Source organism: Thauera sp. SDU_THAU2 (assembly GCF_038260575.1).
Lineage (GTDB): Bacteria > Pseudomonadota > Gammaproteobacteria > Burkholderiales > Rhodocyclaceae > Thauera.
The window spans coordinates 3446884-3473401 of the sequence record NZ_JBBWUN010000003.1 but is presented as its reverse complement, the minus strand read 5'-3'; the positions used below and the strand labels follow the sequence as shown (position 1 = coordinate 3473401).

The window sequence follows — 26518 nt, the reverse complement described above, 5'->3', positions numbered from 1 at the left end:
GGGCCGTTCAGCGCAACTGCCCGCCGGCCAGTTCACCCAGCGTCATCAGTGCATGCACGTGACGGTCGCTGAAGGGATAGCAGCCCGACAGGCGCAGGTGGCGGTCGTAGCGGCCCGAAGGTGAATAGAGCTTGCCCGGCGTCATGCCGATGCCGCGGCGCAGGGCGAGGTCGAACAGGCGGTTGGTGTCGCAGCCTTCGGGCAGCTCGACCCACACCAGGAAGCCGCCGCCGGGCCGGGTGGCGCGCGTGCCCGCGGGAAAGGCGTCGTGGATCAGGCCGCGCAGGCGCTCGGTCTGGGCGGCATAGGTGCGGCGCAGGCGGCGCATGTGCTGGGCGTAGCCGCCGCTCTCGAGGAAGCGGCCGATCGCCTCGCACAGCAGCGCCGGCTGCGCCACCGAGGCGCAGAACTTGAGTTCGGCCAGTTCGCGGCCGAAGCGGCCGCCTTCCATCCAGCCCACCCGCATGCCGGGCGCCAGCGTCTTGGTGTAGGACGCGCAGACGATGATCCAGCCGTCCCGGTCGAAGGCCTTGGCCGTCGGCTGCAGCGGCGTGCTGAACTGCAGTTCGGCGTACAGCGCGTCCTCGATCACCGGCACGCGCCAGTCGTGTGCCAGTCCGGCCAGGCGGCGCTTGTTGGCCGGGCTCATGCTGGTGCCGAGCGGATTGTGCACCGTCGGCATCGTCACCACCGCCTGCAGGCGCTTTTCCGACAGCAGCAGTTCGAGCGCGTCCAGCGACAGCCCGCCTTCCGGGTGGGTGGGAATCTCGATCGCCTTCAGGCCCAGGCGGTCGAGCAGCGGAATCAGGTTGAAATAGGTCGGCGATTCCAGCCCCACGGTGTCGCCGGGCCGGGTGGTGGCGCGCAGCGCCAGTTGCAGCGCTTCCATGCAGCCGTTGGTCAGCAGGATGGCGTCGGGCTGCAATTGCATGCCCAGCTCGGTGGCGTGGCGGCAGATTTCCCGGCGCAGCAGCAGCGAGCCGGGCGGCAGCGAATAATCGGTGAGCAGTTGCGGGTGGCGGCGGGTCAGCTCGGCGACGATGCGGCCGAGCTTTTCGCCCGGGTAGAAATCGCTGCCCTTGGGGCAGGCCAGCGACAGGTCGATGGTGTCCGCGCGGGTCTGCGCCGCCAGTACCGCGGCGATGCGGCTCAGCACGGTGCTCTCGGCCGCCATCGCCGAACTCGGTTCGGCCGCCGCGGCCTGCGGCGCGGGTGGCACGGCGAGCCGGGCGCGGACGAAATAACCGGCTTGCGGCCGTGCGTCGACCAGCCCCTGGGCTTCGAGCTGGCGGTAGGCGGCGAGCACGGTGTTGATGCTGATGCCGCGGCTGGCGGCGGCTTCGCGCACCGAGGGCAGGCGCGCGCCGGCGGCGAGGCGGCCGTCGCGGATGGCTTCGCGCAGTTCCTCGGTCAGCGCCTGGTAGAGCGGCGGGGGCGGGAGGTCCGGAGAATGGAGGCCAGGGGGCACAGTAAGCGCAGCCTTTGATGGATACAGTTGGTGCGGAGATTAAGCTGTGACCACTATAAATCCATTTTCCTGGCTCTGTAACCATCAGGCGCCGATTCGTATAGTTCTTCCTCGATGCCCATCAGGAGAACGCCATGATCGACCTGCCGCTGATGACCTACGTGGCCACGATGTCGGTGACGCCGGGGCCGAACAACATCATGCTCGCCGCCAGCGGGTGAACTTCGGCTTTCGCCGCACGCTGCCGCACATGCTCGGCGTCAGCGTCGGCAGCAGCCTGCAGATGCTGATCGTCGCCAGCGGCCTGGCCTGGGCCATGGCCTGGCTGGACGCGCTGCGGCCGCCGCTGGTGGTCGTGGGCTGCGGCTACCTGCTGTGGCTGGCCGTGCGCCAGGCCCGTGCCGGCCAGCCGGGCCGCGGCGGGCGGGCAAGGCCGCTCGGTTTCCTGGGCGCTGCGATGTTCCAGTGGGTCAACCCGAAGGCGTGGATGATGGGGCTCAACGCCGCGATCCTGTTCCTGCCGCCGAACGCGGGCTGGCAGGCCGCGGCCGGTCTGGCGCTGGTCTGCCTGGTGGTCAATCTGCCCTGCATCGCGCTGTGGGCAGGTGCGGGGGCGCGCCTGCGCGAATGGCTGCAGCAGCCGGCGGCGCTGCGCAGCTTCAATTACACGATGGCGGTGCTGCTCGCCGCGACCGCGGCATGGATCGCCGCGGACGAGGTGGGCATGTTCGCCTGAGTCACTGCTTCTGCACGATGGCGCTGCCGCCGCCGTGGCGCAGTGGCTCGCTGACGGCGGTGACGGTGCCGTCGGCGTTGAAGCGGATGCCGCTGGCGGCGCCGATCTGATCGGTTTCGCTCCAGGCGTGGCCTTTCGCTTCCAGTGCCCTGGCCTGTGCGCTGCCGGGGAAGTTCAGCAGCGTCTCGACTTCGGTGGTGCCGGCGTTGCGCTGGCTCATGCGCGGCGCGGCGAGCGCATCGGCCAGGCTCATGCCGAGGTCGATGTGGTTGACGATGGTCTGCAGCACGGTGGTGATGATGGTCGAGCCGCCGGGCGAGCCGATGGTGAAGGCGGGGGCGCCGTCCTTCAGCACGATGGTCGGGCTCATGCTGGAGCGCGGCCGCTTGTGGGCTTCGGGCACGTTGGGGTGCGGGCCGCTGAAGTCGAAGTCGGTCATTTCGTTGTTGAGGATGAAGCCGCGCCCCGGCACCACGATGCCGCTGCCGCCCCAGGATTCGATGGTGAAGGTGTAGGCGACGACGTTGCCTTCGCGGTCGGACACCGTGAGGTGGGTGGTGTGCATCGACTCGTGTGCGAGCGGCTGTGCCGCCGGACGCAGCGGCACCGACAGGTCGTGCTGGAACGGGTAGGGATCGCCTGCCGCGACCTTGCCCGCCGCAGCAGCGGCGCCGATGGCCCCGGCGCGTTCACGCGCATAGTCCTTGGACAGCAGGCCGTCGCGTGGGACGTCGATGAAGGCCTCGTCGGCGACGTAGGCGTTGCGGTCGGCAAAGGCCAGGCGCGAAGCTTCGAGGTAGAGGTGCTCGACCTCGGCACGCGGCAGGCGGGAGAGATCGAAGGTCTCCAGCATGTTCAGCGCCTGGGCGATGGCGATGCCGCCGCTGGACGGCGTCGGCATGCCGTGGATCTCGTAGCCGCGATAGCTGGAGCGGATCGGCTGGCGGACGCGGGCTTCGTAGTCGGCGAGGTCGGCCATGCCGAGGTGGCCGGGAATGACGCTGACGCCCGGGTTGGCCGGCGGGTAGTTGACCGCGGCGACGATGCTGGCGCCGATCGGCCCTTCGTAGAAGGCCTTGACGCCGCCGCGGGCGATGTCGCGGTAGGTTTGTGCCAGGTCCGGGTTGCGGAAATGGGTGCCGACCGGCAGCGCCTTGCCGTCCTTCAGGTAGAGCGCGGCGGTACTGGAAAAGCGCGCGAACTTCGCTTCGTTGCCCCGGTTGAGGCGATGGAAGTTGTCGTCGATGGCGAAGCCTTGCTCGGCGACGCGGATCGCCGGCGCGAGCACCTGCCCGAAGTCCATCGTGCCGTAGCGCGCCAGCGCGTCGTGCCAGCCGCGCACGGTGCCGGGCACGCCGACCGACAGGCCGTTGGGGACCGCGGCCTCCCATTCCATTTCGCTGCCGTCGGCATTCAGGAAGACCTCGGGATGGAAGCGGGCGGGGGCCGTTTCGCGGTGGTCGAGCGCGATCACGCGCTTGTCCCGCGCCGAGTAGATCAGCATGAAGCCGCCGCCGCCGATGCCGCAACTGAAGGGGTCGGTGACGCCGAGCGTGGCGGCGGCCGCGACTGCGGCGTCGATGGCGTTGCCGCCGGCATCGAGGATCTGCATCGCCGCCTGGCTGGCGTGGTGCGAGATGGTGGCGACGGCGCCGCCGTGGCCGGTGTCGACAGCCTGTTTCGCCCAGGCGCCGAAGGCGGCCATCATCAGGGCGGTGGCGAGAAGCTTGCGGGCGGGGATCATGTCCTTACTCCATCGTGCTGGAGCAATGACATTAGCACCCGGCGGAAAGCCGCCTCAAGGCGGGAGAACCCCAAGCGGGCAGCTCGGGGCGGGCAACTCCGGGCGGGGAAAAAGGCGCAAGGCGCCGGGGCGCGGCCTGCCCGGCCGCGCCCGCGCTGCGATCACAGCCTCAGGGCTTCGGCCGTGTAGCGCGCGATCATGCGCTCTTCGTTGGTCGGCACCACCGCCACGGCGACGCGGCTGTCGGCGGCATCGATGCGGCGGGCATGGTCGGCATTGGCCGCGGCGTCGATCTTCACGCCCATCCAGGCCGCCAGTTCGGCCACCTTCTGGCGGACCGGCGCGGCGTGCTCACCGATACCGCCGGTGAACACCAGCGCGTCCAGGCCGCCGGCCGCCGCCGCCAGCGAGCCCAGCTCGCGGGCGATGCGGTAGCAGAACAGGTCCACCGCTTCCTTCGCCTCCGGGGCGTCGGAGGCGAGCAGAGTGCGCATGTCCTGGCTGATGCCGGAGACGCCGAGCAGGCCCGACTCCTTGTACAGCAGGCGGGTCAGCGCGCGCGCGTCCATGCCTTTTTCTTCCATCAGGTAGAGCAGTACGCCGGGGTCGATGCTGCCGGTGCGCGTCCCCATCATCAGGCCATCGACGGCGGTGAAGCCCATCGTCGACGCCACGCTCTTGCCGTCGCATAGCGCCGTCATCGAGGCGCCGTTACCGAGGTGAGCGACGACGACCGCGCCCTTGGCGCGCTCGCCGATGACTTCCGGCAACTGGCGGGAGACGTAATCGTAGGACAGGCCGTGGAAGCCGTAGCGCTTGATGCCGCCCTGGGTCAGGCGGCGCGGCAGCGCGAAGGCCTGGGCGATGGCGGGCTGGGTGCGGTGAAAAGCGGTGTCGAAGCAGCCCACCTGCGGAATGGACGGCATCAGCGCCATCACCGCATGCACCGCCCGCAGGTTGTGCGGCTGATGCAGCGGCGCGAGCGGGATGAAATCTTCCAGTTCGTCGATCAGCTCGGCGTCCAGCACCACCGGCGCGCTGTAGCGGTCGCCGCCATGCACGATGCGATGGCCGGCGGCAACGATTTCGAGGCTGGGGTTGTGCGTCGCCAGCAGCTTGAAGACGTGGTCGAGGGCGTCGCGGTGCTGTTCACCCTGGCTGCCCGTGGTGTTCACCGCTTCCTGGATGCGCTGGCCGTCGGCCGTCTTCAGCGTGATCTCGGGCGTGGCGCCGATGCCTTCGACCTGGCCGGAGACGGCAGGCGCCGCGGCGACTTCGCCGTTGATGGCGTAGAGCGCGAACTTCAGGCTGCTGGAGCCCGCATTGAGGACGAGGACGGCTTTCATGCTTTCAACATCTCCCGTTTCTTGTGCACCATCAATTGGACCACGGCGCACGAGGCCGCGCGAGTTTCGGCGGTGTCGGCACGGCTGGTCAGCACGATGGGCACGCGTGCGCCCAGCACCACGCCGGCCATCAGCGCATTGGCGAGGTATTCGAGCTGCTTGGCGACCATGTTGCCGGATTCGAGGTCGGGCACGACGAGGATGTCGGCATTGCCGGCGACCACCGACTTGATGCCCTTGGTCTTGGCCGCGACCAGCGACACCGCGTTGTCGAAGGCGAGCGGGCCGTCGAGCAGGCCGCCCTTGATCTGGCCGCGATCGGCCATCTTGCACAGCGCGGCCGCTTCGATGGTGGAGCGGATCTTGGAAGTGACGGTCTCGACTGCCGACAGGATCGCGACCTTGGGTTCGGGCAGACCGAGCATGTGGGCCAGTTCGATCGCGTTCTGGATGATGTCGACTTTGTCTTCCAGCGTCGGCTCGATCATGATCGCCGCGTCGGTGATCATCAGCGGATGCGGGTAGGTCGGTACGTCGGCGAGGAAGACGTGGCTGATGCGGCGGCCGGTGCGCAGGTTCTTGACCACCTGGCTCATCATCTCGTCGGTGTGCAGCGAACCCTTCATCAGCGCTTCGGCCTCGCCGTCGCGGCACATCGCGACGGCCTTCTCTGCCGAGGCGTGGCTGTGCTCGGTGTCGATGATGCGGAAACCCTTGATGTCGATGCCGTGTTCCTCGGCCACCGAGCGGATCTTGTTCTCGGGGCCGACCAGGATCGGGTCGACCAGGCCGGCCTTGGCCGCCTGCACCGGACCGGACAGCGATTCCTTGTCGCAGGGATGCGTCACCGCGATCGGGATCGGCGACAGGCCGGCCGACACCGACAGCAGGTGGCGGTAGCGCAGCTCGCGGTCGGAGATCGTGACTTCGGGCAGCACGATGCGGGTGCGCTTGATCTTCTGCGTCGGCGCCATGACTTCGGCGATGCCGTCGATGACCTTCAGCCCATCCTGGTTGACCGCCAGGCAGTCGAAGATGATGTGGTGATTGTGCTCGAACTTTTCCTTGCAGGTGACGGTGATCGTCAGCGTGTCGCCGATCGTGATCGGACGCCAGAAGTTGAGTCCCTGCGAAACGTACACCGTGCCCGGGCCGGGGAATTCGGTGCCGAGCACGGTCGAGATCAGCGTGCTGCCCCACATGCTGTGGCCGACCACTTCACGGAACTGGCTGGAACGGGCGTACTCGACATCGACGTGGGTCGGGTTGACGTCGCCCGACATGGCGGCGAACAGATGGATGTCTTCCGGGCGCAGGGTGCGCACCAGCTGGGCGAAGTCGCCGACCTGGATCTCGTCGAAGGTGCGGTTCTGGATGAACTGGGTGTCGGAATGTTCCATGGCGGATCCCTGGTTTGTGTGTGCAGTGCAGCATACGATTCTAGCTGCTGCCCGTGACGAATATAAGCGGAAAAGCGCGACATTTGTGCAATGCGTCAATTTGTGCGGGATTTGTTGATGCCCGGCCATGGTTTTCACGCATTCGCCATGCATTCGCTCACATTTGATGGTGTGTCGCAGTGGTACACTCCGCGCCACTCATCAACCTGCTGGAAGATTTCCATGGAAGTCGTCGTTCTCGCCGCCGGCCAGGGCAAGCGCATGCGCTCCGTCCTGCCCAAGGTTCTGCAACCCATCGCCGGCAAGCCGATGCTGGCCCATGTGCTCGATGCCGCCCGCACCCTCGATGCCCGGCGCATCTGCGTGGTCTATGGCCACGGCGGTGAGGTGGTGCGCGAACAGCTCGACGCTCCCGACCTGGCCTGGGCGCGCCAGCAGCCCCAGCTCGGCACCGGCCATGCCGTGCAGCAGGCCCTGCCGCACCTGAGCGACGGCGACATGGCGCTGGTGCTGTACGGCGACGTGCCGCTGATCGGCGTGCCCACGCTGCGCCGCCTGGCCGCCGCTGCCGGCGGCGAGCGCCTGGCACTGCTGACGGTGAAGATGGACGACCCGACCGGCTACGGCCGCATCCTGCGCGACGAGACCGGCCGGATCACCCGCATCGTCGAGGAAAAGGACGCCAGCGACGAAGAGCGCAAGGTGCGGGAAGTCAACACCGGCATCCTGGTCGCCCCGGTCGCCCGGCTGCGTGGCTGGCTCGGCCGCATCGGCAACGACAACGCCCAGGGCGAGTACTACCTGACCGACATCATCGGCCTCGCCGTGGCCGACGGCGTCGAAGTCGTCAGCGAGCAGCCCGACGCCTTCGCCGAGACGCTGGGCGTCAACAACAAGATGCAGCTCGCCGAGCTGGAGCGCATCCACCAGGGCAACATCGCCCGCCGCCTGATGGAAGAGGGCGCGACGCTGATCGATCCCGCGCGCATCGACGTGCGCGGCAGCCTGAGCATCGGCCGCGACGTCGAGATCGACGCCAACTGCGTGTTCGAAGGCACGGTGGAACTCGGCGACAAGGTCCGCATCGGCCCCAACTGCGTGATCCGCAACGCGCGCATCGGCGCCGGCTCGCGCATCGAAGCCTTCAGCCATGTCGACAGCACCACGATGGGCCAGGCCTGCGTGATCGGCCCCTACGCCCGCACCCGCCCGGGCACCGTGCTCGGCAGCGACGTGCATCTGGGCAACTTCGTCGAGATCAAGAACAGCGTCATCGCCGACCATTCCAAGGCCAACCACCTGGCCTACGTCGGCGACGCCGACGTAGGCAGCAAGGTCAACATCGGCGCCGGCACCATCACCTGCAACTACGACGGTGCCAACAAGCACCGCACCATCATCGAGGACGAGGTCTTCATCGGCTCCGACAGCCAGCTCGTCGCGCCGGTGCGCATCGGCCGCGGCGCCACGCTGGGCGCCGGCACCACGCTGACCAAGGATGCACCGCCGGGGCAGCTCACCGTCACCCGCGTCCGCCAGATCAGCCTCGAGCACTGGAAGCGCCCGGTGAAGCAGCCGCGCTGAGCGCCTGCCGCCAACGCCAACGAATCACACTTTCAAGGAAGCTCCGCCATGTGTGGCATCGTCACCGCCATTGCAACGAACAACGTCGTTCCCGTCCTGCTGGAAGGTCTGCGCAAACTCGAATACCGCGGTTATGACTCGGCCGGCCTCGCCGTGCTGGCGGGCGAACTGACCCGCCTGCGCTCCGCCGGCCGCGTCGCCGAACTCGCCGCGCTGGCCGACGACAGCAAGCTTTCCGCCAACATCGGCATCGCCCACACCCGCTGGGCCACCCATGGCGTGCCGTCCGAGCGCAACGCCCACCCGCACATCTCCGACGGCCTGGCGGTGGTGCATAACGGCATCATCGAGAACTTCGAGAGCATCAAGGCCGAGCTGCAGGCACGCGGCTACGTGTTCACTTCCGACACCGACACCGAAGCCATCGCCCACCTTCTGCACAGCAAGCTGCAGAGCACGCCCGACCTGTTCGAGGCGGTGCGCCTGACCACCAACGAACTGATCGGCGCCTACGCCATCGGCGTGCTCGCCGAAAACGAGCCCGACCGCGCCATCGTCGCCCGTCGCGGCTCGCCGCTGCTGCTGGGCGTGGGCGAGGACGGCATGTATGCCGCTTCCGACACCGCCGCGCTGCTGCAGGTCACGCGCAAGGTCGTGTATCTGGAGGACGGCGACCTGGCCGAACTGCGCCGCGACAGCTATCGCGTGGTGCTGGCCGACGGTACGCCGGTCGAGCGCCAGGTGCACCTGTCCAGCCTGTCGGCCGACGCGGTCGAACTGGGCCAGTTCCGCCATTACATGCAGAAGGAAATCTTCGAGCAGCCGCAGGCGCTGGGCAACACGCTGGAAATGATCGCCGGCGGCGGCGGCGTCGCACCCCAGCATTTCGGCGCGCGTGCGGCCGAAATCTTCGACGGCGTGCGCCGCGTTCTGATCCTCGCGTGTGGAACCAGCTACCACGCCGGCTTCGTCGCGCGCTACTGGATCGAGGCCATCGCCAAGCTGCCGGTCACGGTCGAGATCGCCAGCGAATACCGCTACCGCGAATCCGTGCCCGACGCCGACACCCTGGTCGTCGTCATCTCGCAGTCGGGCGAGACCGCCGACACCCTGGCCGCGCTCAAGCACGCCAAGTCGCTCGGCATGGAGCGCACGCTGGCGATCTGCAACGTGCCGGAATCCGCCATCGTGCGCGAAACCGCGCTGCGCTTCATCACCCGCGCCGGCCCCGAGATCGGTGTCGCGTCGACCAAGGCCTTCACCACCCAGCTCGCCGCTTTCGCGCTGCTGACGCTGGCGCTGGCCAAGATCAAGGGCCGCCTGTCCGCAGAGGACGAGGAACGCCACCTCACCGCGCTGCGCCACCTGCCGGTCGCGGTGCAGAAGGTGCTGGAGCTCGAACCGGAGATCGAGAAATGGGCGCAGCGCTTCGCCGGCAAGGAGCACGCGCTCTTCCTCGGCCGCGGCAGCCATTGGCCGATCGCGATGGAAGGCGCGCTCAAGCTCAAGGAAATCTCCTACATCCACGCCGAAGCCTATGCTGCCGGCGAGCTCAAGCACGGCCCGCTGGCGCTGGTGGACAAGGACATGCCGGTCATCGCCGTGTCGCCCGCCGACGAGTTGCTGGAAAAGCTCAAGTCCAACCTGCAGGAAGTCCGCGCCCGCGGCGGCGAGCTCTACGTCTTCGCCGACGCCGGCAGCGAAATCCCCGAGTCCGAAGGCGTGCACATCCTGCACATGCCCGAGCACTACGGCATGCTGTCGCCGGTGCTGCACGTCATCCCGCTGCAATTGCTGTCCTACCACGCGGCGCTGGTCAAGGGCACGGACGTGGATAAGCCGCGGAATCTGGCGAAGTCGGTGACGGTGGAGTGATCGTAGTCCCAGGCCGGAATCGTCACCTCGTCCGGCCTTCCTGTTCGCGCCGGATGAGCGCGCAGACCGTATCCACGCGATTGTTCTCGCAGCAGAGCGCGCGCCCTTCAGTGAAGGCGGCATGCGTGAGTCCGGTGAGGACTTCGCGGCTCGGCATCTCGACGGCCAGCCGGGCGCCCCGCTCCCAGGCGAGCTTGGCGGTGTCGAGCCAGTTCACCTGTATGGCGACGTTGCCGGCGAGATCGTCGGCGATGCGGGCGGGGTCCCAGAGCACCCGCGCGGCGCTGCTGCTGAGGAAATGAATGCGGGGCCGCTTCGCGGCGACGCCGGTGAACGCATTCTTCATCGCATGCGCGACGGGTGCCAGCAACTCGCAGTGCGAGGGAACGCCGACCGCCAGGCGCTCGCAGCGCGTTGCTCCCTGTTCGAGCGCGGCATCGGCGACCGCCTCCATTGCCGCATCGGCGCCGGCGACGATGATCTGCCGTTCCGCGTTCAGGTTGGCGATGAAGACCGGCTGCGATGGCGAATGGATCCGGGCGACGATCCGCTCCAGTTGGGAGGGCTCGAGACCGATCACCGCCGTCATGCCGTAGCCGGCCGGGAAAGCCTCTTCCATCAGGCGGCCCCGCAGCGCGACGAGGCGCAGCGCATCCTCGTAGTCGAGCACGCCGGCGACGACTGCCGCCGGATAGGCGCCCACCGACATGCCGGCGACCATGTCCGGCCCGGCGCCGCGGGCGATCAGTAGCCGCGCCATTGCCACGCCGGCGATCAGCAGGGCAAGCTGCACGGCCACCGTGGAGCGAAGCGATGCCTCGGTATCCAGCTCGCCGGGATCGCGGCCGAGCACTGCGCGAGCCTGTGCGAAGGTACGCTCGACTTCGGCGTCCGCGGGTAGCCGCGACAGCATGCCCGGCGACTGCGAGCCCTGGCCCGGGAAGGTGAACAGCACGCTCATGATCGATCCTCGTCTGTCTGGGCCTGCCATGGGTCGCTGACGAGCCGCGGGCCGTCCGGGGTTTTCAGCAGCACCGTGCGGCGTCCGGCCAGCCATTCGTCAAGGACGAAGCCGCCCCGGCCGGTGTCGATCTGCATGTCGAGCCGGCAGCCTGCGTGGACCTTCAGGGATTTCAGCAAGGCGATTTCGGCCTCGCCGAGCGGGCAGACTGCCCGTACCAGCAGGTCGAGATCGCTTGCCGGGTGCAGGACGGCCGCGCCGCAGGCGAGCGCGAATCCCACGGCGCCGGTCGGCCCCCAGGTCAGCCCGGCCTGCTCGAGCAGTGGAGCGATGCGGGCGAGCGTGTCGAGGCAGGCGAAGCCGCCGTCCGTGTATCGCGCCCATCCGCGTTCTGCTGCCAGCGTTTCCGGTGTGAGGCAACGCGCCACCAGCGCTGGCGCCACCCATGCAGCATGGCGCTGATTGCGGAGCCGGCCGCGCAGCCCGACCGGAATCAGGCCCCGCCCGGCCCGCGGCGCACGCCGGACGACGACCGGCCAGCCCGGCTCGGCCCAGTCGGGCAGGGACGCGCCGTCGGCCCAGGCGCCGGGATGCAGCCATAGCAGATCGTGCGCTTGCATGGGGCATCCTTCCCGGTTGTCAGCCGACCAGCGCCTGGGTGGCGAGGAACAGCAGCGACGGTCCCAGCAGGCAGCCCAGGCCGGTATAGAAGGTCGAGGTCATCGCGCCGTAGGGGACGAGCTTGGGGTCGATCGCCGCGAGTGCGCCGCAGACGCCGCTGGTCGTGCCCATCATGCCGCCGAAGACCATTGCCGTGCGGGGGTTGTCGAGCCCGATGCGCGGCGCGAAGAAGGGGCTGGCGATCATGACCAGGATGGCTTTCACCAGTCCGGCGGCGATCGAGAGCGCCATGACCTCCGAGCTTGCGCCGATCGCCGCGCCCGTCACCGGGCCGACGATATAGGTCACCGCGCCGGCGCCGATCGTCGTCATGCTCACCGCGTCGGTGTAGCCGAACGCCGCTGCCACCGCAGCACCCACCGCGAAGGACAGCGACACGCCCACCAGCAGCGACACCACGCCGCTCGTCCCCGCCTTGCGGATTTCCTGCATCTGCACGCCGAAGGCAGTGGCGGTGATGGCGAAATCGCGGATCATCGCTCCGCCCAGCATGCCGACGCCGGCGAGCAGCGGCACGTCGGCCACGCCTTTCTGGCCGCCGGTGAAGAGCCCGCTGACGTACGCGAGCGCCAGCCCGAGCATGATCGCGATCGCCGACCCGTGCAGCTTGCCGCGGGTGAAGCGGCGCGACAGCCAGTAGGAAACCACCATGGTCAAGCCGATGACGGCGAAGCCGGTGAGCAGTCCGTTCTTGGTCAGGACGTCGAGTAGGATCTTTTCCATGTCGGCTTACTCCCCGGAGGCCGTTGCATCGGCGACGGCTTCCTTGTTGCCGATACGCACGATGAAGGGAATGGCTGCGAAGCAGACGGCGGTGGCGAGCGCACCGGCGAGAATCGCGGCCGGTCCGCCTTTCACTGCGCCGACCACGTTCTGCTGGGCAGCCATGGCAACGACGACGGGGATGTAGATCGCGCTCCAGAAATGCACGCCCTCCTTGGTCGGCGTGGGCAGCAGGTCGCGCTTGCGCAGGTATTCCGAAGCGAAGATGAGCAGCAGCATCGAGAAGCCGACGCCGCCGACGTTGGCTTTGACGCCGATCGCCGAGCCGAGGACGTCGCCGATGAAAAGTCCGATGAGGACGCAGGCCGCCAGCAAGGCGGTTCCGTAGATGGCCATGGTGTTGTCTCCTTGGTGTTCCGGCCGCTGTGTGCAGCCGTGTTCGTATCGCCGGGCGGCGAACGGCGTCTTTCCCGCCATCGCCGCCCGGGAGGATCGGTCAGATGCTCGTCATTCCTCCCATCCTGCCCGCAGGCGTTGCCGTACTTCGAGCGAGAGGCGGCGGGCGGGCTGCCCCAGCCGGCTCGAAAGGTCGCGGCGCTCGTCCGCACGGATGTCGTCCAGGGCCTCGGCGAGGCAGCGCTCGACGCGGTCGATGTCCGCCGCGTCGGGCGCGTCCGGCCGGGCGACCGGGAGCAGCCGCCACAGCAGGCCGAGTTTGGCGAAGCTGGCGATGTCGTAGGCCATCGGCGGTATCTTCCCGGCCAGCGCCTCCAGTTGCTCGACCGTGCGCAGCGTCACCCGTGCCGCGGCCGCCTTGCCCATCGCGTGGACCATGACCTCCGGATCGTCGAGGGCGATCAGCCGGTTGGCCTGGTAGCCGTGTGCGAGCAGTGCACCGGACATCGCCTTGCCGACGATCAACCCGATCACCGGATGCCCGGCAAGGCGTGCGTCGGCGTAGGCGGCGGCGGCGCTGGCAAGCGCCTGGTGGATGCCGTAGGCTTCCTCGCGCCGGCCGTAGGCCTGGCTGGCCACGTCGATGACCGCCACGATCGGCCGGCGCTTCGGCGCGCCGGCATCGGCGGCGACGGCTTCGCGCACCGCGCGCGCGAGCGCCCAGCCTTCGACCAGGCCGACTTCGCCCCGGCGGGCGCGCGGGAAGGGGTTCCGGGGGTCCGGCACCACCGCGATGAATCGTGCCGGTTCGCCGGCCAGCGCGGCATCCATCACCCGTACCGAGGCGGGATATCCCTCGACGGGCGCCGGGCCACCGGGCGCCGGGCCGCCGGTCGCCGCGCCGCCGAGCGCAGCACCATGCCGTGCGAGTGCGGCGAGCCAGGTCGCGCCGCGGCTGATTTCGGTTTCATGTGCCATGTTTACAGTCCCTTCTGGTAGATGGCGCGCACCGTCTCGGGCCGCGCCTGTTCGGCGGCATCCACATGCTCCATGCAGGCGAGGAAATCCGCTTCGCGGTCGCTGCGATGCCGTGCCGGAACGCCCATGCGGATGAATTCGTGGACACTGGCGCGCATGCTTCCGACGTCGTCTTCGAGGTAGGCATCGACGAGCTTCGAGGCGAAGCGCTGCTCGCCGCCCGTCATGCTCCAGATGAAGGGGCGGTCCCGCGAGTCGTATTCCTCGATGCCCGCTTCCTGCTCGATGACCTGCGGCCCGTTGAGGCCGAGGCGGGCTTCGCGGGTGACGACGAGATAGCTGCACAGGCCGGCGGCGATCGACATGCCGCCGAAGCAGCCGACGGTGCCCGCGACGATGCCGATCACCGGCTGGTGGCGGCGCAGGTCGGCGATCGCGGCGTGGATCTCGGCGATCGCGGCGAGGCCGAGATTCGCTTCCTGCAGCCGCACGCCGCCGGTCTCGAACAGGACCACCGCGCAGGTCGGAATGCCGCGGCGGTTGTCTGCGGCCGCCAGTTCGAGGGCTCCGGCGATCTTCGCGCCGCCCACCTCGCCCATGCTGCCGCCCTGGTATGCGCCTTCGATGGCGAGCACCACCGCGGGCTGGCCGGCAATGCGGCCGCGGGCGACCACCACGCCGTCGTCGGCCTGGGTGACCACGCCTTGTGCGGCCAGCCAGGGCGAGGTCAGCCGGTCGAAGGGGCCGATCAGCTCGCGGAAGCTGCCGGGATCGAGCAGCGCGCGGGCACGTTCCCGCGCCCCGAGCTCGATGAAGCTCTCGCGCTTCAGCAGGTCTGCGGTATTCATCGTCCTTCCCTCCCGCTGAGTTCCTCGAAAGCCTGCTCGATGCGCATGCGCACCACGCCGGGGGTCGCGCCGAAATCGTTGATCTCGATCTTCGTGGCGGGCAGCGGCGTCGCCGCGAGAACCCGGCTGAGCACCGCCTCCCAGACGCGGCCCATGCCGGTCACCGAGGTCGTGACCGAAACGGTGGTCGTCCCCGCGGCGTTGGGCTCGACGAGCACTTCCAGGTCGCCCGAGCCGACCACGCCGGCCAGTGCCCTGCCGGATGCCGGGGCCAGGGCAGGGAAGGCAAAATTCAGTTGTTCCATCCTAGTTCTCCGTCTGTTGAATGGGGTCTTCCGTCTCGAACCGATCGAGGAACAGCGCCGCGGCGAGCAGATCGGCCGCGCCTCCCGGCGAAACGTTCCGTGCGATCAGCTCGCGCTCCAGCGCGTGCAGCGCCGCACGGCCCGCGAAGGTGCCCGCGCCGCCGGACTCCAGCACGGCCTGGGCGCCTGCCTGCACGCAGGCGAGTGCCGCCGGGCCGCCGCGCGACAGCACGCAGGTGTCGTCGAGTTCGGCCATGGCGGCGAGCAGCGCATCGAGGCGCGCGGCGTTTTCCGCCGCACCCGCGGCCCGCGCATGGCGCAGCATGGGCAGCGCGGCATGGACGACATGCGGAAAGCCGGCATGCGCCTGTCCGCGGGCACCGCCGACGCCGTAGGCGTGGCAGGCCAGTTCGCCCTTGTTGCCGGTGAAGCCGGGCGCACCGCGATCGGGCAGGCGGGCGAGGGCGCCTGCGCGGGCGGCGACGCGGGCGGGTGCCCGTTCCGACGGCGCCATCGCCGCCGCGGTGACGAGCAGCCCCAGGGCCCAGATCGCGCCCCGGTGCGTATTCACGCCGCCGGTCGCCGCCAGCATCGCCGCCTCGCCTTCGCGGCCGATGGTGCCGATGGATTCACGCAGTCCCGGGCTCGCGGCGGCACCGGCGCCGGCTTCGGCCAGCGCGGCGAAAGTCGGCCGCAGCGTGCGCGCCGAATGGCACATCAGCGCCCAGTCGAGGTCGCGATGCGCGCCCCGGCTGCGGATATCCACCAGCCCCGGCTTGGGCGTCAGGGTGACTTCGTCGATGAGGGCGGCCACCGCCAGGTCGGCCAGGCGCTCGGCCATGCCGGGCCGGTGCTGCCGGCATGTTTCGCCCCGGGGAATCAGCACCGGGTCCATCACCAGCTCCTGAACTTGGCGGGCGGGTTGTAGAGGCCGCCCGACCAGGCGACCAGGTCGGCGACGCTTTTCGCGGCGAGCAGCGAGCGGGTCGCCTCGCCCCGATGCACGCCGAGGTCTTCGGGCAGCGCCACCAGGCCGTCGCGGCGCAGTACCTCGGTCCTGCGCGGGTCGTGGGTGAGCCCGATCGGCGTCACGCCGGAAACCGCGGCGATCATCGCCTTGCGTTCCTCGACCGAGCGCGCCTTGTACAGGTAGGCGATGCCTTCCTCGGTGAGCACGTGGGTGACGTCGTCGCCGTAGATCATCACCGGCGCCAGCGGCATGCCGCTGCCCTTGCCGACCTCGACCGCGTCGAGCGACTCGACGATGCAGGGCTTGCCGCCGGCCTGGAAGGTCTCGACGATCTGCACGACGAGCTTGCGGCCGCGGGCGAGCGGATCGTCCGCCTCGACCAGGTCGAGCCAGGCCGGCGTCGGATGCCTGCGCCCGTGCGGGTCATGGCCCATGTTGGGCGCGCCGCCGAAGCCGGTGAGCCGGCCGCGGGTGACGGTGGAGGAATTGCCCAGCCCGTCCATCTGCAGGGTCGAGCCGATGAAGAGATCCACCGCATACTGGCCGGCGAGCTGGCACAGCGCGCGATTCGAGCGCATGGAGCCGTCGCGGCCGGTGAAGAACACGTCGGGCCGGGCGGCGACGTAGTCTTCCATGCCGAGTTCGCCGCCGAAGCAGTGCACGCTTTCGACCCAGCCCGATTCGATCGCCGGGATCAGGGTCGGATGGGGGTTCAGCGTCCAGTTGCGGCAGATCTTGCCCTTCAGGCCGAGGCGTTCGCCGTAGGTCGGCAGGAGCAGCTCGATGGCCGCGGTATTGAAGCCGATGCCGTGGTTGAGCGACTGTACCTGGTGGCGCTCATACACGCCGCGGATCGCCATCATCGCCATCAGTACCTGCATCGGCGTGATCAGGCGCGGATCGCGGGTGAACAAGGGTTCGATGAAGAAGGGCTTGTCCGCCTGGACGACGAAGTCGATCCAGGCGCCGGGGATGTCCACCCGGGGCAGTTCGCTCGCATCATCGACGATCTCGTTGACCTGGGCGATGACGATGCCGTCGTGGAAGGCCGCGGCCTCGACGAGGGTGGGGGTGTCCTCGGTGCTCGGGCCGGTGTAGAGATTGCCCTGGCGGTCGGCGGTGTAGCCTGCGACCAGCACGACGTTCGGAATCAGATCCACGAACAGCCGGGCGTAGAGTTCGATGTAGGTGTGGATCGCGCCGACTTCGAGCAGTCCGTCCTGAAGGAACTGCGAGATGCGCAGGCTCTGGCCGCCGGCGTAGGCGAAGTCCAGCCGGCGGGCGATGCCGCGCTCGAAGACGTCGAGATGTTCCGGGAGGCTCACGCTCGGCATGATCAGGTTGATGCCGTGGACCCGCTCCGGATCCACCCGGGCGAGCGCGCGGGCGAGAAAATCGGCCTGCTTCTGGTTGTTGCCTTCGAGCACGACCCGGTCGCCCGGGCCGATCAGCCGCTCGAGCACCTCGACGATCGAGCTTGTCCCGAGCACGACGCCGTCGGCGAATTCCCGAACCTGGGCGAGGCGGCGCTGCTTCTCGGTCCGGCGCCGGGTCCAGCGCGGGTCTGGTTGAGCCTTGGCTTGCATGTTCCCTCCGTCAGTTGAGACCTGGTGGAGGCAAGATAGGCGCGCGCCTGCAGCGCTTCAATCAAGCAAAACGTCTGTTTATTACTCCATGAGTAATAATGATGGGCGTGAGGATCACGGCGGCCGGCGGCCAAAGGGGGAGCAGGGCATGCAGATCGATGAGCAGATCACTTTCCGCAAACTGGAAGTCTTTCTCAGCTTCATCGAACTGGGCAGCATGGCGCGGGTCGCCGAGGCGCTCGACCAGAGCACGGTCAGCGTGCATCGCGCCCTGCATTCGCTCGAGGACGGGCTGCGCTGTCCGCTGTTCCGCCGCGACGGCCGCAAGCTGATTCCGCTGGCGGCGGCCTACGTGTTCGCCGAGCATGCGAGGCGCTCGGTGGTGGAATGCACCGTCGGCATCCAGAAGGCCCGCGAAGCCGCCGGTTTCGGCGCGGCGCGGCTGCGGATCGGCACGCTGTACTCGCTCACCGTGCGTACCATCCCGCGCCTGCTGATCGGGCTCAAGACCCGCCGCTCCGAACTCGATGTCGACCTGACCATGGGCTCCAACCGGGATCTGCTGCACAAGCTCGACGACGGCCGGCTCGATGCGATCGTGATCGCGGTCGACGAGGAGCCGCTGCATCCGGAGCTGCTCATGGTGCCGATGTTCACCGACGAAATCCTCTTCGCCGCGCCGCTTCAGTCACCCTATGCGGCGTGCAGGATGATCGATCTGAGGGATCTGCAGGACGAGAGCTTCGTCAGCCTGAGCGACGATTTTGCGACCTACCGCGACTTCAGCCGGGCGTTCGAGCTGGCTGGTTTCAAGCCTCGCATCGCGATGCGGGTCGGCGACATCTTCTCCCTGATGAACCTGGTCAGCGGTGGCGTCGGCTATTCGCTGCTGCCCGGCCGCGTCGCCGATTTCAATCCCCAGGTCCAGTTGATCCCGATCGTGGAACCCTATGTCGTGACCCAGCGGATCGCCCTTCTCCTTCCCCGCAACCGCGAGCGCGATCCCAATCTGCTGGCGCTGATGGCTGAATGCAGGATGTTCAAGCGCAAGCCATCGCCGGGCTGAATGTCGGCGCATCGCGCGCGACAGAGGGTTCCGACTTCGCTGCCACTAGCCGGCATTGATTGGCCGTCGATGTCCGACGGCCGGTGAGCGCGAATCGGGCCTGGTCCCTGCGCGCCTCTCGCCGTCCACGGCCACCGATATGTGGCTGGACTGGCAGAAGGCCGGACCGGGGGAGAAACATCGGCTCCGGGCTGAGGCAGGCTTGCTTCAGCAGGGCTCCCGGTAGCGCTTGCGGATACCCAGGATGTCGTCCAGGCTGGACAGGAAGATCGCGACGATTTCGGGATCGAAATGGCGTCCCGACTGTTCCTGCATGTAGGCGACCGCGCGCTCGATGCTCCATGCTTCCTTGTAGGGGCGGGCCGAGGTCAGCGCGTCGAAGACATCGGCCACCGCGGCAATTCGCGCCGACTGCGGAATGGCGGTGCCGGCCAGGCCGTCGGGGTAGCCGCTGCCATCCCATTTCTCGTGGTGGCCGAGGGCGATTTCCTTGCCATGCGGAACAGGCTGGAATCGTCGCCGACAAGCAGTTCGGCGCCGATCACCGCATGCCGCTTCATGATCTTCCATTCCTCGTCGTCCAGCTTTCCGGGCTTGAGCAGCACGGCGTCGGGGATGCCGATCTTGCCGATGTCGTGCATCGGGCTGGCGTGCAGCATCAGCTCGACCTCGGTCTGGTCCCAGCCCAGCCGGCCGGCGAGGAGCGCCGAGGTGTGGCTCATGCGCAGGATGTGCTGGCCGGTTTCGTTGTCGCGGTACTCTGCGGCCCGCCCCAGGCGCTGGACGATCTGCAGGCGGGTGGCGACCACCTCCTCGGTGCGCAGGCGGACCATCTCTTCGAGGATCGCCTTCTGTTCGTGGGTGCTGCGGTGGGCGCGCCGCGCATCGAGCAGGTTGCGCACGCGCACCAGGAGCTCGGTGCGGTCGAAAGGCTTGCTCAGATAGTCGCGGGCGCCGGACGCGAGCGCCCTGATCAGGTGCTCGCGGCCGCGTTCGGCGGTCAGGATGAGGATGGGCGGCAGCAGCGGGTCGTTCAGCGTACGCAACTGCTCCATGACCTGGTAGCCGTCCAGGTGGGGCATGTTGATGTCGAGCAGGATCAGGTCGGGGCGCCGGCGGCTGTAGAGCGGCAGCACTTCGCGTGGATCCTCGATGCAGGTCAGCCCGGTGTAGCCCTGTCCGGTGAGCAGCTTGTTCAGCAGCTTGAGGTTGGCCGGTTCGTCGTCGACGATCAGGATGGGCGAATTGTCGGTAAGGGTCATTGCGGCGCGCTCTTGGTGATGTGCCGGTCGATGCTGGCAAGGAAGCGTCCGACGTCCAGCGGTTTGGTCAGATAGTCGGCGAATCCGGCCGCGATGCCGCGTTCGATGTCCTTCGGCATCGCGTTGGCGGACACGGCGAGGACCGGAACATGGCGGAGCTGCAGGTCGGCCTGCAGCACCTGCAGCACGCCGTAGCCATCCATGCCCGGCAGGTTGATGTCGAGCAGGATCAGGTCGGGCTTGCTCGCCAGCGCCAGTTCGATGCCCAGCTCCGGCTCATGCGCGGTGACCAGATCGATGTCGCGCAGCATGCTCAGGATCTGCGTCACCAGTTTCAGGTTGACCGGGTTGTCGTCGATGTAGAGGATGTGCCGCTGCGGGCCGCCGGCGCCGGAGTCTGCCGGCAGGGACCGTCTGGCGATGGCAAGTGCTGCCGGTGCGGCATCCGCCTGCGGCAGCTCGATCCAGAAGCGGCTCCCCTGGCCGGGCGTGCTGTCGACGCCGATGCTGCCGCCCATGGCCTCGATCATCCGGCGCGAGATCGCCAGGCCGATGCCGGTGCCTTCGACTGGTCCATGCTCCGCGTCCAGCCGGTTGAAGGGCTGGAACAGCTTGGCCAGATTGTCGGCGGTGATTCCGGGACCGGTATCGGCGACCGTGATGCGCACACGCGCTCCGGTTGTCTCCACCGTCAGCCGGACCTCGCTCTGCGCGTGGCTGTACTTGATGGCATTCGACAGCAGGTTGAGCAGCACCTGCTTGAGCCTCACCATGTCTGCCCGCACTGCGGCCGGCGGGTCGCACTGCATGCACAGGGTGATCTGCCGTTCGGCGGCCAGCGGCCGCAGCAATTGCTCGCATTCGTCGGCCACGGTGGCCAGATGCACGGTTTCGATGGACAGCGCGATGCGGCCGGACTCGATCTTGGCGAGATCGAGCACTTCGTTGATCAAGCCCAGCAGGTGGCGTGCCGCCTTGAGGATCTCGTGCACGCTGTCGTGCTGATCCTCGTTCAGGCGCTTGTCGAATTCGAGGATCTGGGCGAAGCCGAAGATGGCGTTCATCGGCGTGCGGAGTTCGTGGCTCATGCTCGACAGGAACTCGGATTTCGCCTGGTTAGCGCGCTCGGCCTCGATCTTTGCCGCCTGCACGGCGAGTTCGTTCTCCTTCTGCCGCGAGATGTCGAGAATGGTGGTCAGGCGCAGCTCGCGGCCGCCGAACTCCAGGTTGCGCCCGCGCACGACGGCAGGGAAGGTCGTGCCGTCATGGCGCAGCATCACGGATTCGTAGGACTCGGCCCACTTCGCTCCGATCAGTTGCAGCGCCATCGGCACCGCGCTCGGCGCGGTGAAGGACATCACCGGCTGGCCGAGCGCATCCTCGCGCTGGCAGTGGAACAGCTCGAGCCAGCGGTCGCTGGCGTCGACGATGATCCCCTGGTCGCACACGACCACGCCTTCCTCGACGTTGTCGGCAAAGAACTTGTGCCGCCTGCTCAGCGCATCGAGCTCCTGGCGCTGCAGCTCCAACTGGCGCCGGTGCAGCATCCTCGCGCCAGATACGGGCGCGCACGGCGCGGGCCAGCGGGCGGAGCAGGGCGGTGAGTTGGCCGGTGACTGCGGGCATGGCCAGCCAGAATTCGCTGCCTGCCATCTCCGGCGGCGGCGGCCAGGCGCTTGGCGGTGCAAGGAAGACCAGCGGCAGTCGGCGATGGGCAGCGGCCCCGCGTGCCGCATCGATGAGGCCTTGCGCATCCGTCGCCGCTGCGAGCTCGACGATCAGCACCGCGGCCTCCGGCATGCCGGACAGGGCCGGCAGTGCATCTGCCGCCAGGAAGTGTGCGCTGCAGCCAGCGGCTTCCAGCTCCCGCGTGCGCGCTGCTTCGTTCGCGGCCGGGCAGGCGAGTACGGCGGCGGGCGCCGGCCCGCCGCACACGTCGTCACGGATGCCACCGACCAGCACGGCCACATCCATGGCCTCGGCCGGCGCATGCAGGATACGGCGTGCAGGCGGCTGCGGCGAGCCGTCGCGGGCGCCGAGCACGATCAGGGCTGCTGCTTCGGCCAGGCCGGCCGATGGCGCGCCGTGCCGGGCCAGCCAGGCGGCATCGGCCACGACGACGTCCGCAGCGCCCGCGCCTGCCGCTGGAAGGGCCTCGGCGAAGCGGAAGGGCTTGCCGGCGAGCAGGTCGCGGAGCGCCGTCCGCAGCGGCTGCGGAAGGCCGAGCAGGATCAACTGCATCGGTTCCGGTGCGCAGTCGTCTGGCATGCTCGTGCCTTTTTGCAAACTCATCGGGAGAGGCGGGTACAGGCGCTAAAGCGCTATGATGCAAGGGTGAAATTCAGCCGTAAAGGAAAAATGTCATGCCCGTTTCCCGCGCCTTGTCCGGAGATCGTTTTCCCACCCTGCGCCTGGGCGACGAGCATGTCCGCACGATGCGGAGCCGGCCCGTGATCAACCCGGCGACCGGTGCTGCATGCGCCAGTGTCCCGGTGGCCGAACCGGCGCACCTCGACGCTGCCGTCGCCGCTGCACGATCCGCCCTGCCGGCCTGGCGCGCCCTGTCTTGGGACGAACGCCAGGCGCGGCTGGATGGCCTGGCCGAACGCATGGCGCAGGCGCGCGACGAGCTCGCCGACCTGCTGACGCTGGAACAGGGCAAGCCACGCCATTCAGCCGCGGCCGCCGAAGTCGATTACGCCATCGGCTGGCTGCGCGACGTCGCCAGGCGGCGTCTGGTGGACGAAGTGCTGGAAGACACGCCGCGCCATCTGGTCGAGAAGTCCCATGTTCCGCTCGGCGTGGCGGGCCTCATCGTGCCGTGGAATTTTCCGCTCTGCCTCGCGCTGTGGAAGCTGGCGCCGGCCCTGATCACCGGCAACACGGCCATTCTCAAACCCTCGCCCTACACGCCGCTGACTGCGCTGAGGCTGGCTGAGCTGGCGGCGGACGTGCTGCCGCCGGGCGTGTTGACGGTGCTCACTGGCGACGACGAACTGGGCCGCTGGATGGTCGATCACCCGGGCATCGCCAAGATCAGCTTCACCGGCTCGGTGGCCACCGGCCGCCGTGTCATGGCCGGTGCCGCCGCCGGGCTCAAGCGCCTGACGCTGGAACTGGGCGGCAACGACCCGGCCATCGTGCTGCCCGACGCCGACCTCGACGCCATCGTCCCCAGCCTGTTCTGGGGGGCTTTCGGCAATTCCGGGCAATGGTGCGTCGGCATCAAGCGGCTTTACGTGCATGACGACATCTACCCGCGCCTGTTCGACAGGCTGCTTGCCTACGCCCGCGGCGTCCATATGGGCGATGGCATGGATCCGGCCAGCCAGCTCGGGCCGCTGCAGAATGCGCGGCAGTACGCGAAGGTGCTCGACCTGCTGGCCGACTGCGCCGCCCGGGGCCAGCGCTTTGCGCTTGGCGGCCGGGTTGTCGGCGGCCCCGGCTATTTCGTCCCGGTCACGATCGTCGACAACCCGTCCGACGACAGCCCGGTGGTCAGGGAGGAGGCTTTCGGGCCGGTGCTGCCGGTGCTGCGCTACGATGATTTCGACGACGTCGTGCGCCGTGCCAACGATACCGAATACGGCCTCGGCGCCTCGGTCTGGGGGCGCGATCGGGCATTCGCGCGCATGCTCGCCGGGCGCCTGGAGGCCGGCACCGTGTGGATCAACGAGGTCTATGTCCACGGCGTCGATTTTCCGTTCGGCGGCCACAAGCTGTCAGGACTGGGCGTCGAGCACGGCGCCGAGGGGCTGGCTGCTTACACCGACATCAGGATTCGCATGACTTCACGCTGAGCGCGGCCGTCGCGGTTCGGCAGGTGGCCCTGCGGGGCCCCGTGCCCCGGATCGAAGCAGGCGGACTTGCCGTCGGCAAGCCCCGCGCGGCCATGGGCGCCGTCAGCGCCCGGCCACGCCCCATGCCAGCACTGCCAGCCCCAGCAGTGCCGGTGCGGCGAAGCGCAGGGGGCGCGGCCGGTAGCTCAGCATCAGGCCGATGGTGACGCTGGCCGCCGATAGATAGCCCAGCCAGGCCAGGCTGCCGATGGAAGGGCCGCGCGCGGCGAGCGCAGGGACGATCGATGCCAGCAGCAGCACCCAGCCAGCGGTGGTCAGCGTGTGGCGCACCGTCGATGCGGGCTGCCGACCGAAAACCTGTTTGGCGTGTCGTTCGGTGCCCAGGGCGATGGCGCTGAAGGCGGCGAAAGCCAGCGCGAAGGAGAGAAGGTCGAGAGTCGGCATGTTCATCCGGCATGCTCCGCGGTGCGCAGCGCCGGAGCTGCAGCAGGGGTGGAAGGAAGGGCGCCGGGTGTGGCGGCATCCGTCGTGGTTGCGGCGGGCGCAGGGGTTTTGCCGGGCGCGCCTTGTTCGGGCGTGCGCGCGGCACGTGGCGGATCACGCCGCGGGCGGCGAAGAACAGCAGCAGGCCGCAGGCGAGCGCCGTGAGGTCGAAGCCGGCCACCTGCCACTGGCCGTTCGCCAGGCTGTAGCCCAGGTGCATGCCGCCGCTGAGGGCGTTGAGCAGGGGCAGGGCGGCGAACAGTGCGCCGGCGGCAACGAGTTGCTCGATCCAGGCTCGCTTGTGGCGGCGCAGCAGGGCGTGGATCAGCGTCAGTCCCCAGACGCTGAAGAACGTGCGGATTTCCCACAGGTTGCGCTCGGCCTGTTCGACCGGAACCAGGCGGTTGGCCCAGAAGTAGGCGGCGATGGCGATCATCAGTCCGGCGACGGCGGCAATGTTGAGCACCTGCACCAGGCGGTGGCCGCGCGGAATGGCGGCAACTGAGGAGGCAACCGAGGTCTCGGCCGAAGGCGCGTCCTTGGCGCGCGACACGACCCACAGCACCAGGCCGCTGGCGACCATCAGCGAACCGAGCACACCCGACAGGAACAGCAGCCAGCGCGGCAGCGGCGAGGCGAAGCGGCCCAGGTGGACGGCGCTGAGCACGTTCTGGATCGCCCGCACGGCGGAAGGCTCGGTCACCGGCGGTGCATCGAGCAGTTCGCCGCTGACGCCGTTGAACAGCAGGCGCTCGGTGGCGCCGCGGTTGGCGAGGCCGTCGCCGCGCGCCTGGCGCAGCTCGATGATGGCGCCGGCATCGCCGGGGTGGGTGATGGAGATGCTGCCGACGCCGGCCTCCGGCCAGCGCCGCTGACCTTCGGCCAGCAGCGGGGCGATCGCTGTGAGCGGCGCCGCCTGGCCGGTGGCGCGGGGAGCCGGAGCGGCGTTGCCCATGCCGCGCAGTTCGCGGCCGTAGGCGGCACTGTCCTCGGGATAGGCGGACGACACGGCCGAGGGCATCAGCATCGAGCCCAGCAACACCAGGCCGGAAAAGGTGATGACGAGGTGGAAGGGCAGCGACAGCACGCCGCTGGCGTTGTGTGCATCCAGCCAGGAACGCTTGCCCTTGGCCGGGCGGAAGGTGAAGAAGTCGCGGAAGATCTGGCGATGGACGATGACGCCGGTGATCAGCGCCACGAACATCGCCATCGTGGCGATGCCGACGATCCAGCGCCCCCAGACCCGATCCATGCCGTAGAGCTCGAAATGGAAGCGGTAGAGGAAGTTGCCGCCGGCGGTCTGGCGGGCCTCGATCAACTCGCCGGTGGCAGGGTCCATGATCGCGCGGTGCAGGCCGGGCTGCTGGCGTCCGCCGCCGCCACCGGCTTGCGCTGCAGCGGCTTGTGGAGCGGGGGTTTGCGTATTGGCAGCGGGCCGGGCTGCCGGTGCCGCAGGCGCCTCGCCTCCGCCATCCTCATCCGCTGCTCCGTCTGCGCCGCGACCCGTACGGCGGCTGCCGTCGGCGGCGCGCGGGCCACTTCGTTCGCCCTGTGCGCGTGCGGCGCCGGGGCCGGTTTCCGCCGCAGCGCGCATGGCCGGGGGCCGGCCGTCCGCACGTGCGCCGCTGCCCTGGGCGTTTTCGCTGCGCGCGTCGGCGCCACGGCCTTGGGCGCCTTGCGCCTGCGCAGGCTGGGCTTCGCGCCAGCTCAGGTTGACCACGTTGCTGCGGGGGCTGGGCAGCGAAATCGTCCATTGCTGGGCGCCGCTGCCGACGCGCTCCAGGGTGCGCAAGGCATTGGCGGCGGCATGGCCGTCGTCATGGGCGCGGTGCAGCTCGGGCTGCATCCACAGCGTGATCTCGTTGCGGAAGAAGGACAGGGTGCCGGTCACGAATACCGCGAACAGCAGCCAGCCGAGCAGCAGCCCAGCCCAGGTGTGCACCCAGGACATGGACTGGCGGAGGGTGCGTGGCTTGTCGAATCTCATGCTGCACCTCCGGGCGCGGCCAGCCATTGCCAGGCGGCGAAGGCGCCTGCGCCGATCGCCAGGCCGGCGGCCGAGCGCAGCAGCGTGGCGGCGGCGAAGACCCAGATCACCGCCAGGGTGTAGACCAGGAAGGCGAGCATGATGGCGGCCATCACCGAGTCGGTGCGCGGCAGCGGCAGGCCGACCGCGAATGCGGCGGCAGCCAGCGCGGCGACGCCGTAGCCGCCGAAGACGGCCATGATCGAGCGCAGGGTGATGTTGAGGCCGGGCCGGTGGTCGGCGAAACACGTGGAATAGGGCGTGTCGGATTTCATTGTTG

The 26518-nt window shown here is 68.9% G+C and carries 24 protein-coding genes and 1 pseudogene; 6 read left to right on the top strand and 19 right to left on the bottom strand.

The window, feature by feature from the left end; translation table 11 throughout:
- Nucleotides 1-7: 7 nt before the first annotated feature.
- Nucleotides 8-1468: an aminotransferase-like domain-containing protein gene (locus AAFL97_RS17990; protein ID WP_341646077.1), complete on the bottom strand. Its 1461-nt coding sequence runs from the start codon at nucleotides 1466-1468 to the stop codon at nucleotides 8-10.
- Between the two features lie 217 nt (nucleotides 1469-1685).
- On the opposite strand from AAFL97_RS17990, the gene AAFL97_RS17985 reads away from it, so the two are divergent.
- Nucleotides 1686-2204, top strand: coding sequence for a LysE family translocator (locus tag AAFL97_RS17985; protein ID WP_341646076.1), 519 nt, complete (start codon nucleotides 1686-1688; stop codon nucleotides 2202-2204).
- A 1-nt stretch (nucleotide 2205) separates the two neighbouring features.
- On the opposite strand, the gene ggt is transcribed toward AAFL97_RS17985, so the two are convergent.
- The 3 genes from ggt to AAFL97_RS17970 all read right to left on the bottom strand — a co-directional run bounded on the left by ggt (nucleotide 2206) and on the right by AAFL97_RS17970 (nucleotide 6694).
- Nucleotides 2206-3948 carry a gamma-glutamyltransferase gene (gene ggt, locus AAFL97_RS17980; protein ID WP_341646075.1) on the bottom strand — a complete coding sequence of 581 codons (1743 nt, stop codon included), beginning with the start codon at nucleotides 3946-3948 and terminating at the stop codon, nucleotides 2206-2208.
- Between the two features lie 161 nt (nucleotides 3949-4109).
- Nucleotides 4110-5294, bottom strand: a complete 1185-nt coding sequence (locus AAFL97_RS17975; RefSeq protein ID WP_341646074.1) for an acetate/propionate family kinase — start codon at nucleotides 5292-5294, stop codon at nucleotides 4110-4112.
- On the bottom strand, nucleotides 5291-6694 hold the full coding sequence (locus AAFL97_RS17970; protein ID WP_341646073.1) for a bifunctional enoyl-CoA hydratase/phosphate acetyltransferase: 1404 nt from the start codon (nucleotides 6692-6694) through the stop codon (nucleotides 5291-5293). Before AAFL97_RS17970 ends, AAFL97_RS17975 begins: the two co-directional genes overlap by 4 nt.
- A gap of 222 nt (nucleotides 6695-6916) precedes the next feature.
- Between AAFL97_RS17970 and glmU the strand changes: the two genes are divergently transcribed.
- Together glmU and glmS are read left to right on the top strand one after the other, a co-directional pair.
- Nucleotides 6917-8278, top strand: a complete 1362-nt coding sequence (gene glmU / locus AAFL97_RS17965; protein ID WP_341646072.1) for a bifunctional UDP-N-acetylglucosamine diphosphorylase/glucosamine-1-phosphate N-acetyltransferase GlmU — start codon at nucleotides 6917-6919, stop codon at nucleotides 8276-8278.
- A gap of 48 nt (nucleotides 8279-8326) precedes the next feature.
- Nucleotides 8327-10153 (top strand): glutamine--fructose-6-phosphate transaminase (isomerizing), encoded by a 1827-nt coding sequence (gene glmS / locus AAFL97_RS17960; RefSeq protein ID WP_341646071.1) that lies wholly within the window; start codon nucleotides 8327-8329, stop codon nucleotides 10151-10153.
- 22 nt (nucleotides 10154-10175) lie between these two features.
- Here the strand turns inward: glmS and mdcH are convergent, their stop codons facing one another.
- The 9 genes from mdcH to mdcA all read right to left on the bottom strand — a co-directional run bounded on the left by mdcH (nucleotide 10176) and on the right by mdcA (nucleotide 17601).
- Nucleotides 10176-11114 (bottom strand): malonate decarboxylase subunit epsilon, encoded by a 939-nt coding sequence (mdcH, locus tag AAFL97_RS17955; protein ID WP_341646070.1) that lies wholly within the window; start codon nucleotides 11112-11114, stop codon nucleotides 10176-10178.
- Nucleotides 11111-11734: a malonate decarboxylase holo-ACP synthase gene (locus tag AAFL97_RS17950; RefSeq protein ID WP_341646069.1), complete on the bottom strand. Its 624-nt coding sequence runs from the start codon at nucleotides 11732-11734 to the stop codon at nucleotides 11111-11113. Before AAFL97_RS17950 ends, mdcH begins: the two co-directional genes overlap by 4 nt.
- A 19-nt stretch (nucleotides 11735-11753) precedes the next feature.
- Nucleotides 11754-12518: a malonate transporter subunit MadM gene (gene madM, locus AAFL97_RS17945; protein WP_341646068.1), complete on the bottom strand. Its 765-nt coding sequence runs from the start codon at nucleotides 12516-12518 to the stop codon at nucleotides 11754-11756.
- 6 nt (nucleotides 12519-12524) lie between these two features.
- Nucleotides 12525-12914 (bottom strand): malonate transporter subunit MadL, encoded by a 390-nt coding sequence (gene madL, locus AAFL97_RS17940; RefSeq protein WP_341646067.1) that lies wholly within the window; start codon nucleotides 12912-12914, stop codon nucleotides 12525-12527.
- Between the two features lie 111 nt (nucleotides 12915-13025).
- A complete protein-coding gene (gene mdcE, locus AAFL97_RS17935) occupies nucleotides 13026-13892 on the bottom strand; it encodes a biotin-independent malonate decarboxylase subunit gamma (RefSeq protein ID WP_341646066.1) in 867 nt (288 codons plus the stop codon).
- Nucleotides 13893-13894: 2 nt separating this feature from the next.
- Entirely contained in the window at nucleotides 13895-14740 is an 846-nt protein-coding gene (locus AAFL97_RS17930) for a biotin-independent malonate decarboxylase subunit beta (RefSeq protein WP_341646065.1), read from the bottom strand.
- A complete protein-coding gene (locus AAFL97_RS17925) occupies nucleotides 14737-15045 on the bottom strand; it encodes a malonate decarboxylase subunit delta (RefSeq protein WP_341646064.1) in 309 nt (102 codons plus the stop codon). The genes AAFL97_RS17930 and AAFL97_RS17925 overlap by 4 nt, the downstream gene beginning before the upstream one ends.
- Nucleotide 15046: 1 nt before the next feature.
- The gene (locus AAFL97_RS17920; protein WP_341646063.1) at nucleotides 15047-15940 is read right to left on the bottom strand and encodes a triphosphoribosyl-dephospho-CoA synthase; all 894 of its coding nucleotides are present in this window, start codon (nucleotides 15938-15940) and stop codon (nucleotides 15047-15049) included.
- Nucleotides 15940-17601, bottom strand: coding sequence for a malonate decarboxylase subunit alpha (mdcA, locus tag AAFL97_RS17915; RefSeq protein WP_341646062.1), 1662 nt, complete (start codon nucleotides 17599-17601; stop codon nucleotides 15940-15942). Before mdcA ends, AAFL97_RS17920 begins: the two co-directional genes overlap by 1 nt.
- A gap of 148 nt (nucleotides 17602-17749) precedes the next feature.
- Between mdcA and AAFL97_RS17910 the strand changes: the two genes are divergently transcribed.
- The gene (locus AAFL97_RS17910) at nucleotides 17750-18667 is read left to right on the top strand and encodes a LysR family transcriptional regulator (protein ID WP_341646061.1); all 918 of its coding nucleotides are present in this window, start codon (nucleotides 17750-17752) and stop codon (nucleotides 18665-18667) included.
- Nucleotides 18668-18874: 207 nt separating this feature from the next.
- Here AAFL97_RS17910 and AAFL97_RS17905 read toward each other — a convergent pair whose 3' ends face one another.
- From AAFL97_RS17905 to AAFL97_RS17895, 3 genes are read right to left on the bottom strand one after another with little or no spacing between them, the layout of a single operon-like run.
- On the bottom strand, nucleotides 18875-19102 hold the full coding sequence (locus AAFL97_RS17905) for an HD-GYP domain-containing protein (RefSeq protein ID WP_341647195.1): 228 nt from the start codon (nucleotides 19100-19102) through the stop codon (nucleotides 18875-18877).
- Complete coding sequence (locus AAFL97_RS17900; RefSeq protein WP_341646060.1) at nucleotides 19036-19929, bottom strand: response regulator; 894 nt, start codon at nucleotides 19927-19929, stop codon at nucleotides 19036-19038. Before AAFL97_RS17900 ends, AAFL97_RS17905 begins: the two co-directional genes overlap by 67 nt.
- Complete coding sequence (locus tag AAFL97_RS17895; RefSeq protein WP_341646059.1) at nucleotides 19926-21476, bottom strand: PAS domain-containing hybrid sensor histidine kinase/response regulator; 1551 nt, start codon at nucleotides 21474-21476, stop codon at nucleotides 19926-19928. Before AAFL97_RS17895 ends, AAFL97_RS17900 begins: the two co-directional genes overlap by 4 nt.
- A 163-nt stretch (nucleotides 21477-21639) precedes the next feature.
- Here AAFL97_RS17895 and AAFL97_RS17890 point away from each other — a divergent pair, with 163 nt between their 5' ends.
- Complete coding sequence (locus AAFL97_RS17890) at nucleotides 21640-22383, top strand: hypothetical protein (RefSeq protein ID WP_341646058.1); 744 nt, start codon at nucleotides 21640-21642, stop codon at nucleotides 22381-22383.
- Nucleotides 22293-23729: an aldehyde dehydrogenase family protein gene (locus AAFL97_RS17885; RefSeq protein WP_341646057.1), complete on the top strand. Its 1437-nt coding sequence runs from the start codon at nucleotides 22293-22295 to the stop codon at nucleotides 23727-23729. Before AAFL97_RS17890 ends, AAFL97_RS17885 begins: the two co-directional genes overlap by 91 nt.
- Nucleotides 23730-23831: 102 nt before the next feature.
- Here the strand turns inward: AAFL97_RS17885 and AAFL97_RS24770 are convergent, their stop codons facing one another.
- From AAFL97_RS24770 to AAFL97_RS17875, 3 genes and pseudogenes are all read right to left on the bottom strand, one after another.
- Nucleotides 23832-24173: a DUF3325 domain-containing protein gene (locus AAFL97_RS24770; RefSeq protein WP_445954546.1), complete on the bottom strand. Its 342-nt coding sequence runs from the start codon at nucleotides 24171-24173 to the stop codon at nucleotides 23832-23834.
- Nucleotides 24174-24777: 604 nt separating this feature from the next.
- A pseudogene (locus AAFL97_RS24765) lies at nucleotides 24778-26163 on the bottom strand (PepSY-associated TM helix domain-containing protein); the annotation flags it as partial.
- A gap of 32 nt (nucleotides 26164-26195) precedes the next feature.
- Nucleotides 26196-26513, bottom strand: coding sequence for a hypothetical protein (locus AAFL97_RS17875; RefSeq protein ID WP_341646055.1), 318 nt, complete (start codon nucleotides 26511-26513; stop codon nucleotides 26196-26198).
- Nucleotides 26514-26518 lie beyond the last annotated feature (5 nt).

Coding starts and splice junctions, on each gene's coding strand:
- ggt (WP_341646075.1), bottom strand. CDS start 3,948: ATGATCCCCGCCCGCAAGCTTCTCGCCACCGCCCTGATGATGGCCGCC.
- AAFL97_RS17975 (WP_341646074.1), bottom strand. CDS start 5,294: ATGAAAGCCGTCCTCGTCCTCAATGCGGGCTCCAGCAGCCTGAAGTTC.
- AAFL97_RS17970 (WP_341646073.1), bottom strand. CDS start 6,694: ATGGAACATTCCGACACCCAGTTCATCCAGAACCGCACCTTCGACGAG.
- glmU (WP_341646072.1), top strand. CDS start 6,917: ATGGAAGTCGTCGTTCTCGCCGCCGGCCAGGGCAAGCGCATGCGCTCC.
- glmS (WP_341646071.1), top strand. CDS start 8,327: ATGTGTGGCATCGTCACCGCCATTGCAACGAACAACGTCGTTCCCGTC.
- mdcH (WP_341646070.1), bottom strand. CDS start 11,114: ATGAGCGTGCTGTTCACCTTCCCGGGCCAGGGCTCGCAGTCGCCGGGC.
- AAFL97_RS17950 (WP_341646069.1), bottom strand. CDS start 11,734: ATGCAAGCGCACGATCTGCTATGGCTGCATCCCGGCGCCTGGGCCGAC.
- madM (WP_341646068.1), bottom strand. CDS start 12,518: ATGGAAAAGATCCTACTCGACGTCCTGACCAAGAACGGACTGCTCACC.
- madL (WP_341646067.1), bottom strand. CDS start 12,914: ATGGCCATCTACGGAACCGCCTTGCTGGCGGCCTGCGTCCTCATCGGA.
- mdcE (WP_341646066.1), bottom strand. CDS start 13,892: ATGGCACATGAAACCGAAATCAGCCGCGGCGCGACCTGGCTCGCCGCA.
- AAFL97_RS17930 (WP_341646065.1), bottom strand. CDS start 14,740: ATGAATACCGCAGACCTGCTGAAGCGCGAGAGCTTCATCGAGCTCGGG.
- AAFL97_RS17925 (WP_341646064.1), bottom strand. CDS start 15,045: ATGGAACAACTGAATTTTGCCTTCCCTGCCCTGGCCCCGGCATCCGGC.
- AAFL97_RS17920 (WP_341646063.1), bottom strand. CDS start 15,940: ATGGACCCGGTGCTGATTCCCCGGGGCGAAACATGCCGGCAGCACCGG.
- mdcA (WP_341646062.1), bottom strand. CDS start 17,601: ATGCAAGCCAAGGCTCAACCAGACCCGCGCTGGACCCGGCGCCGGACC.
- AAFL97_RS17910 (WP_341646061.1), top strand. CDS start 17,750: ATGCAGATCGATGAGCAGATCACTTTCCGCAAACTGGAAGTCTTTCTC.
- AAFL97_RS17900 (WP_341646060.1), bottom strand. CDS start 19,929: ATGACCCTTACCGACAATTCGCCCATCCTGATCGTCGACGACGAACCG.
- AAFL97_RS17895 (WP_341646059.1), bottom strand. CDS start 21,476: ATGCTGCACCGGCGCCAGTTGGAGCTGCAGCGCCAGGAGCTCGATGCG.
- AAFL97_RS17890 (WP_341646058.1), top strand. CDS start 21,640: ATGGGCAGCGGCCCCGCGTGCCGCATCGATGAGGCCTTGCGCATCCGT.
- AAFL97_RS17885 (WP_341646057.1), top strand. CDS start 22,293: ATGCCCGTTTCCCGCGCCTTGTCCGGAGATCGTTTTCCCACCCTGCGC.
- AAFL97_RS24770 (WP_445954546.1), bottom strand. CDS start 24,173: ATGCCGACTCTCGACCTTCTCTCCTTCGCGCTGGCTTTCGCCGCCTTC.
- AAFL97_RS17875 (WP_341646055.1), bottom strand. CDS start 26,513: ATGAAATCCGACACGCCCTATTCCACGTGTTTCGCCGACCACCGGCCC.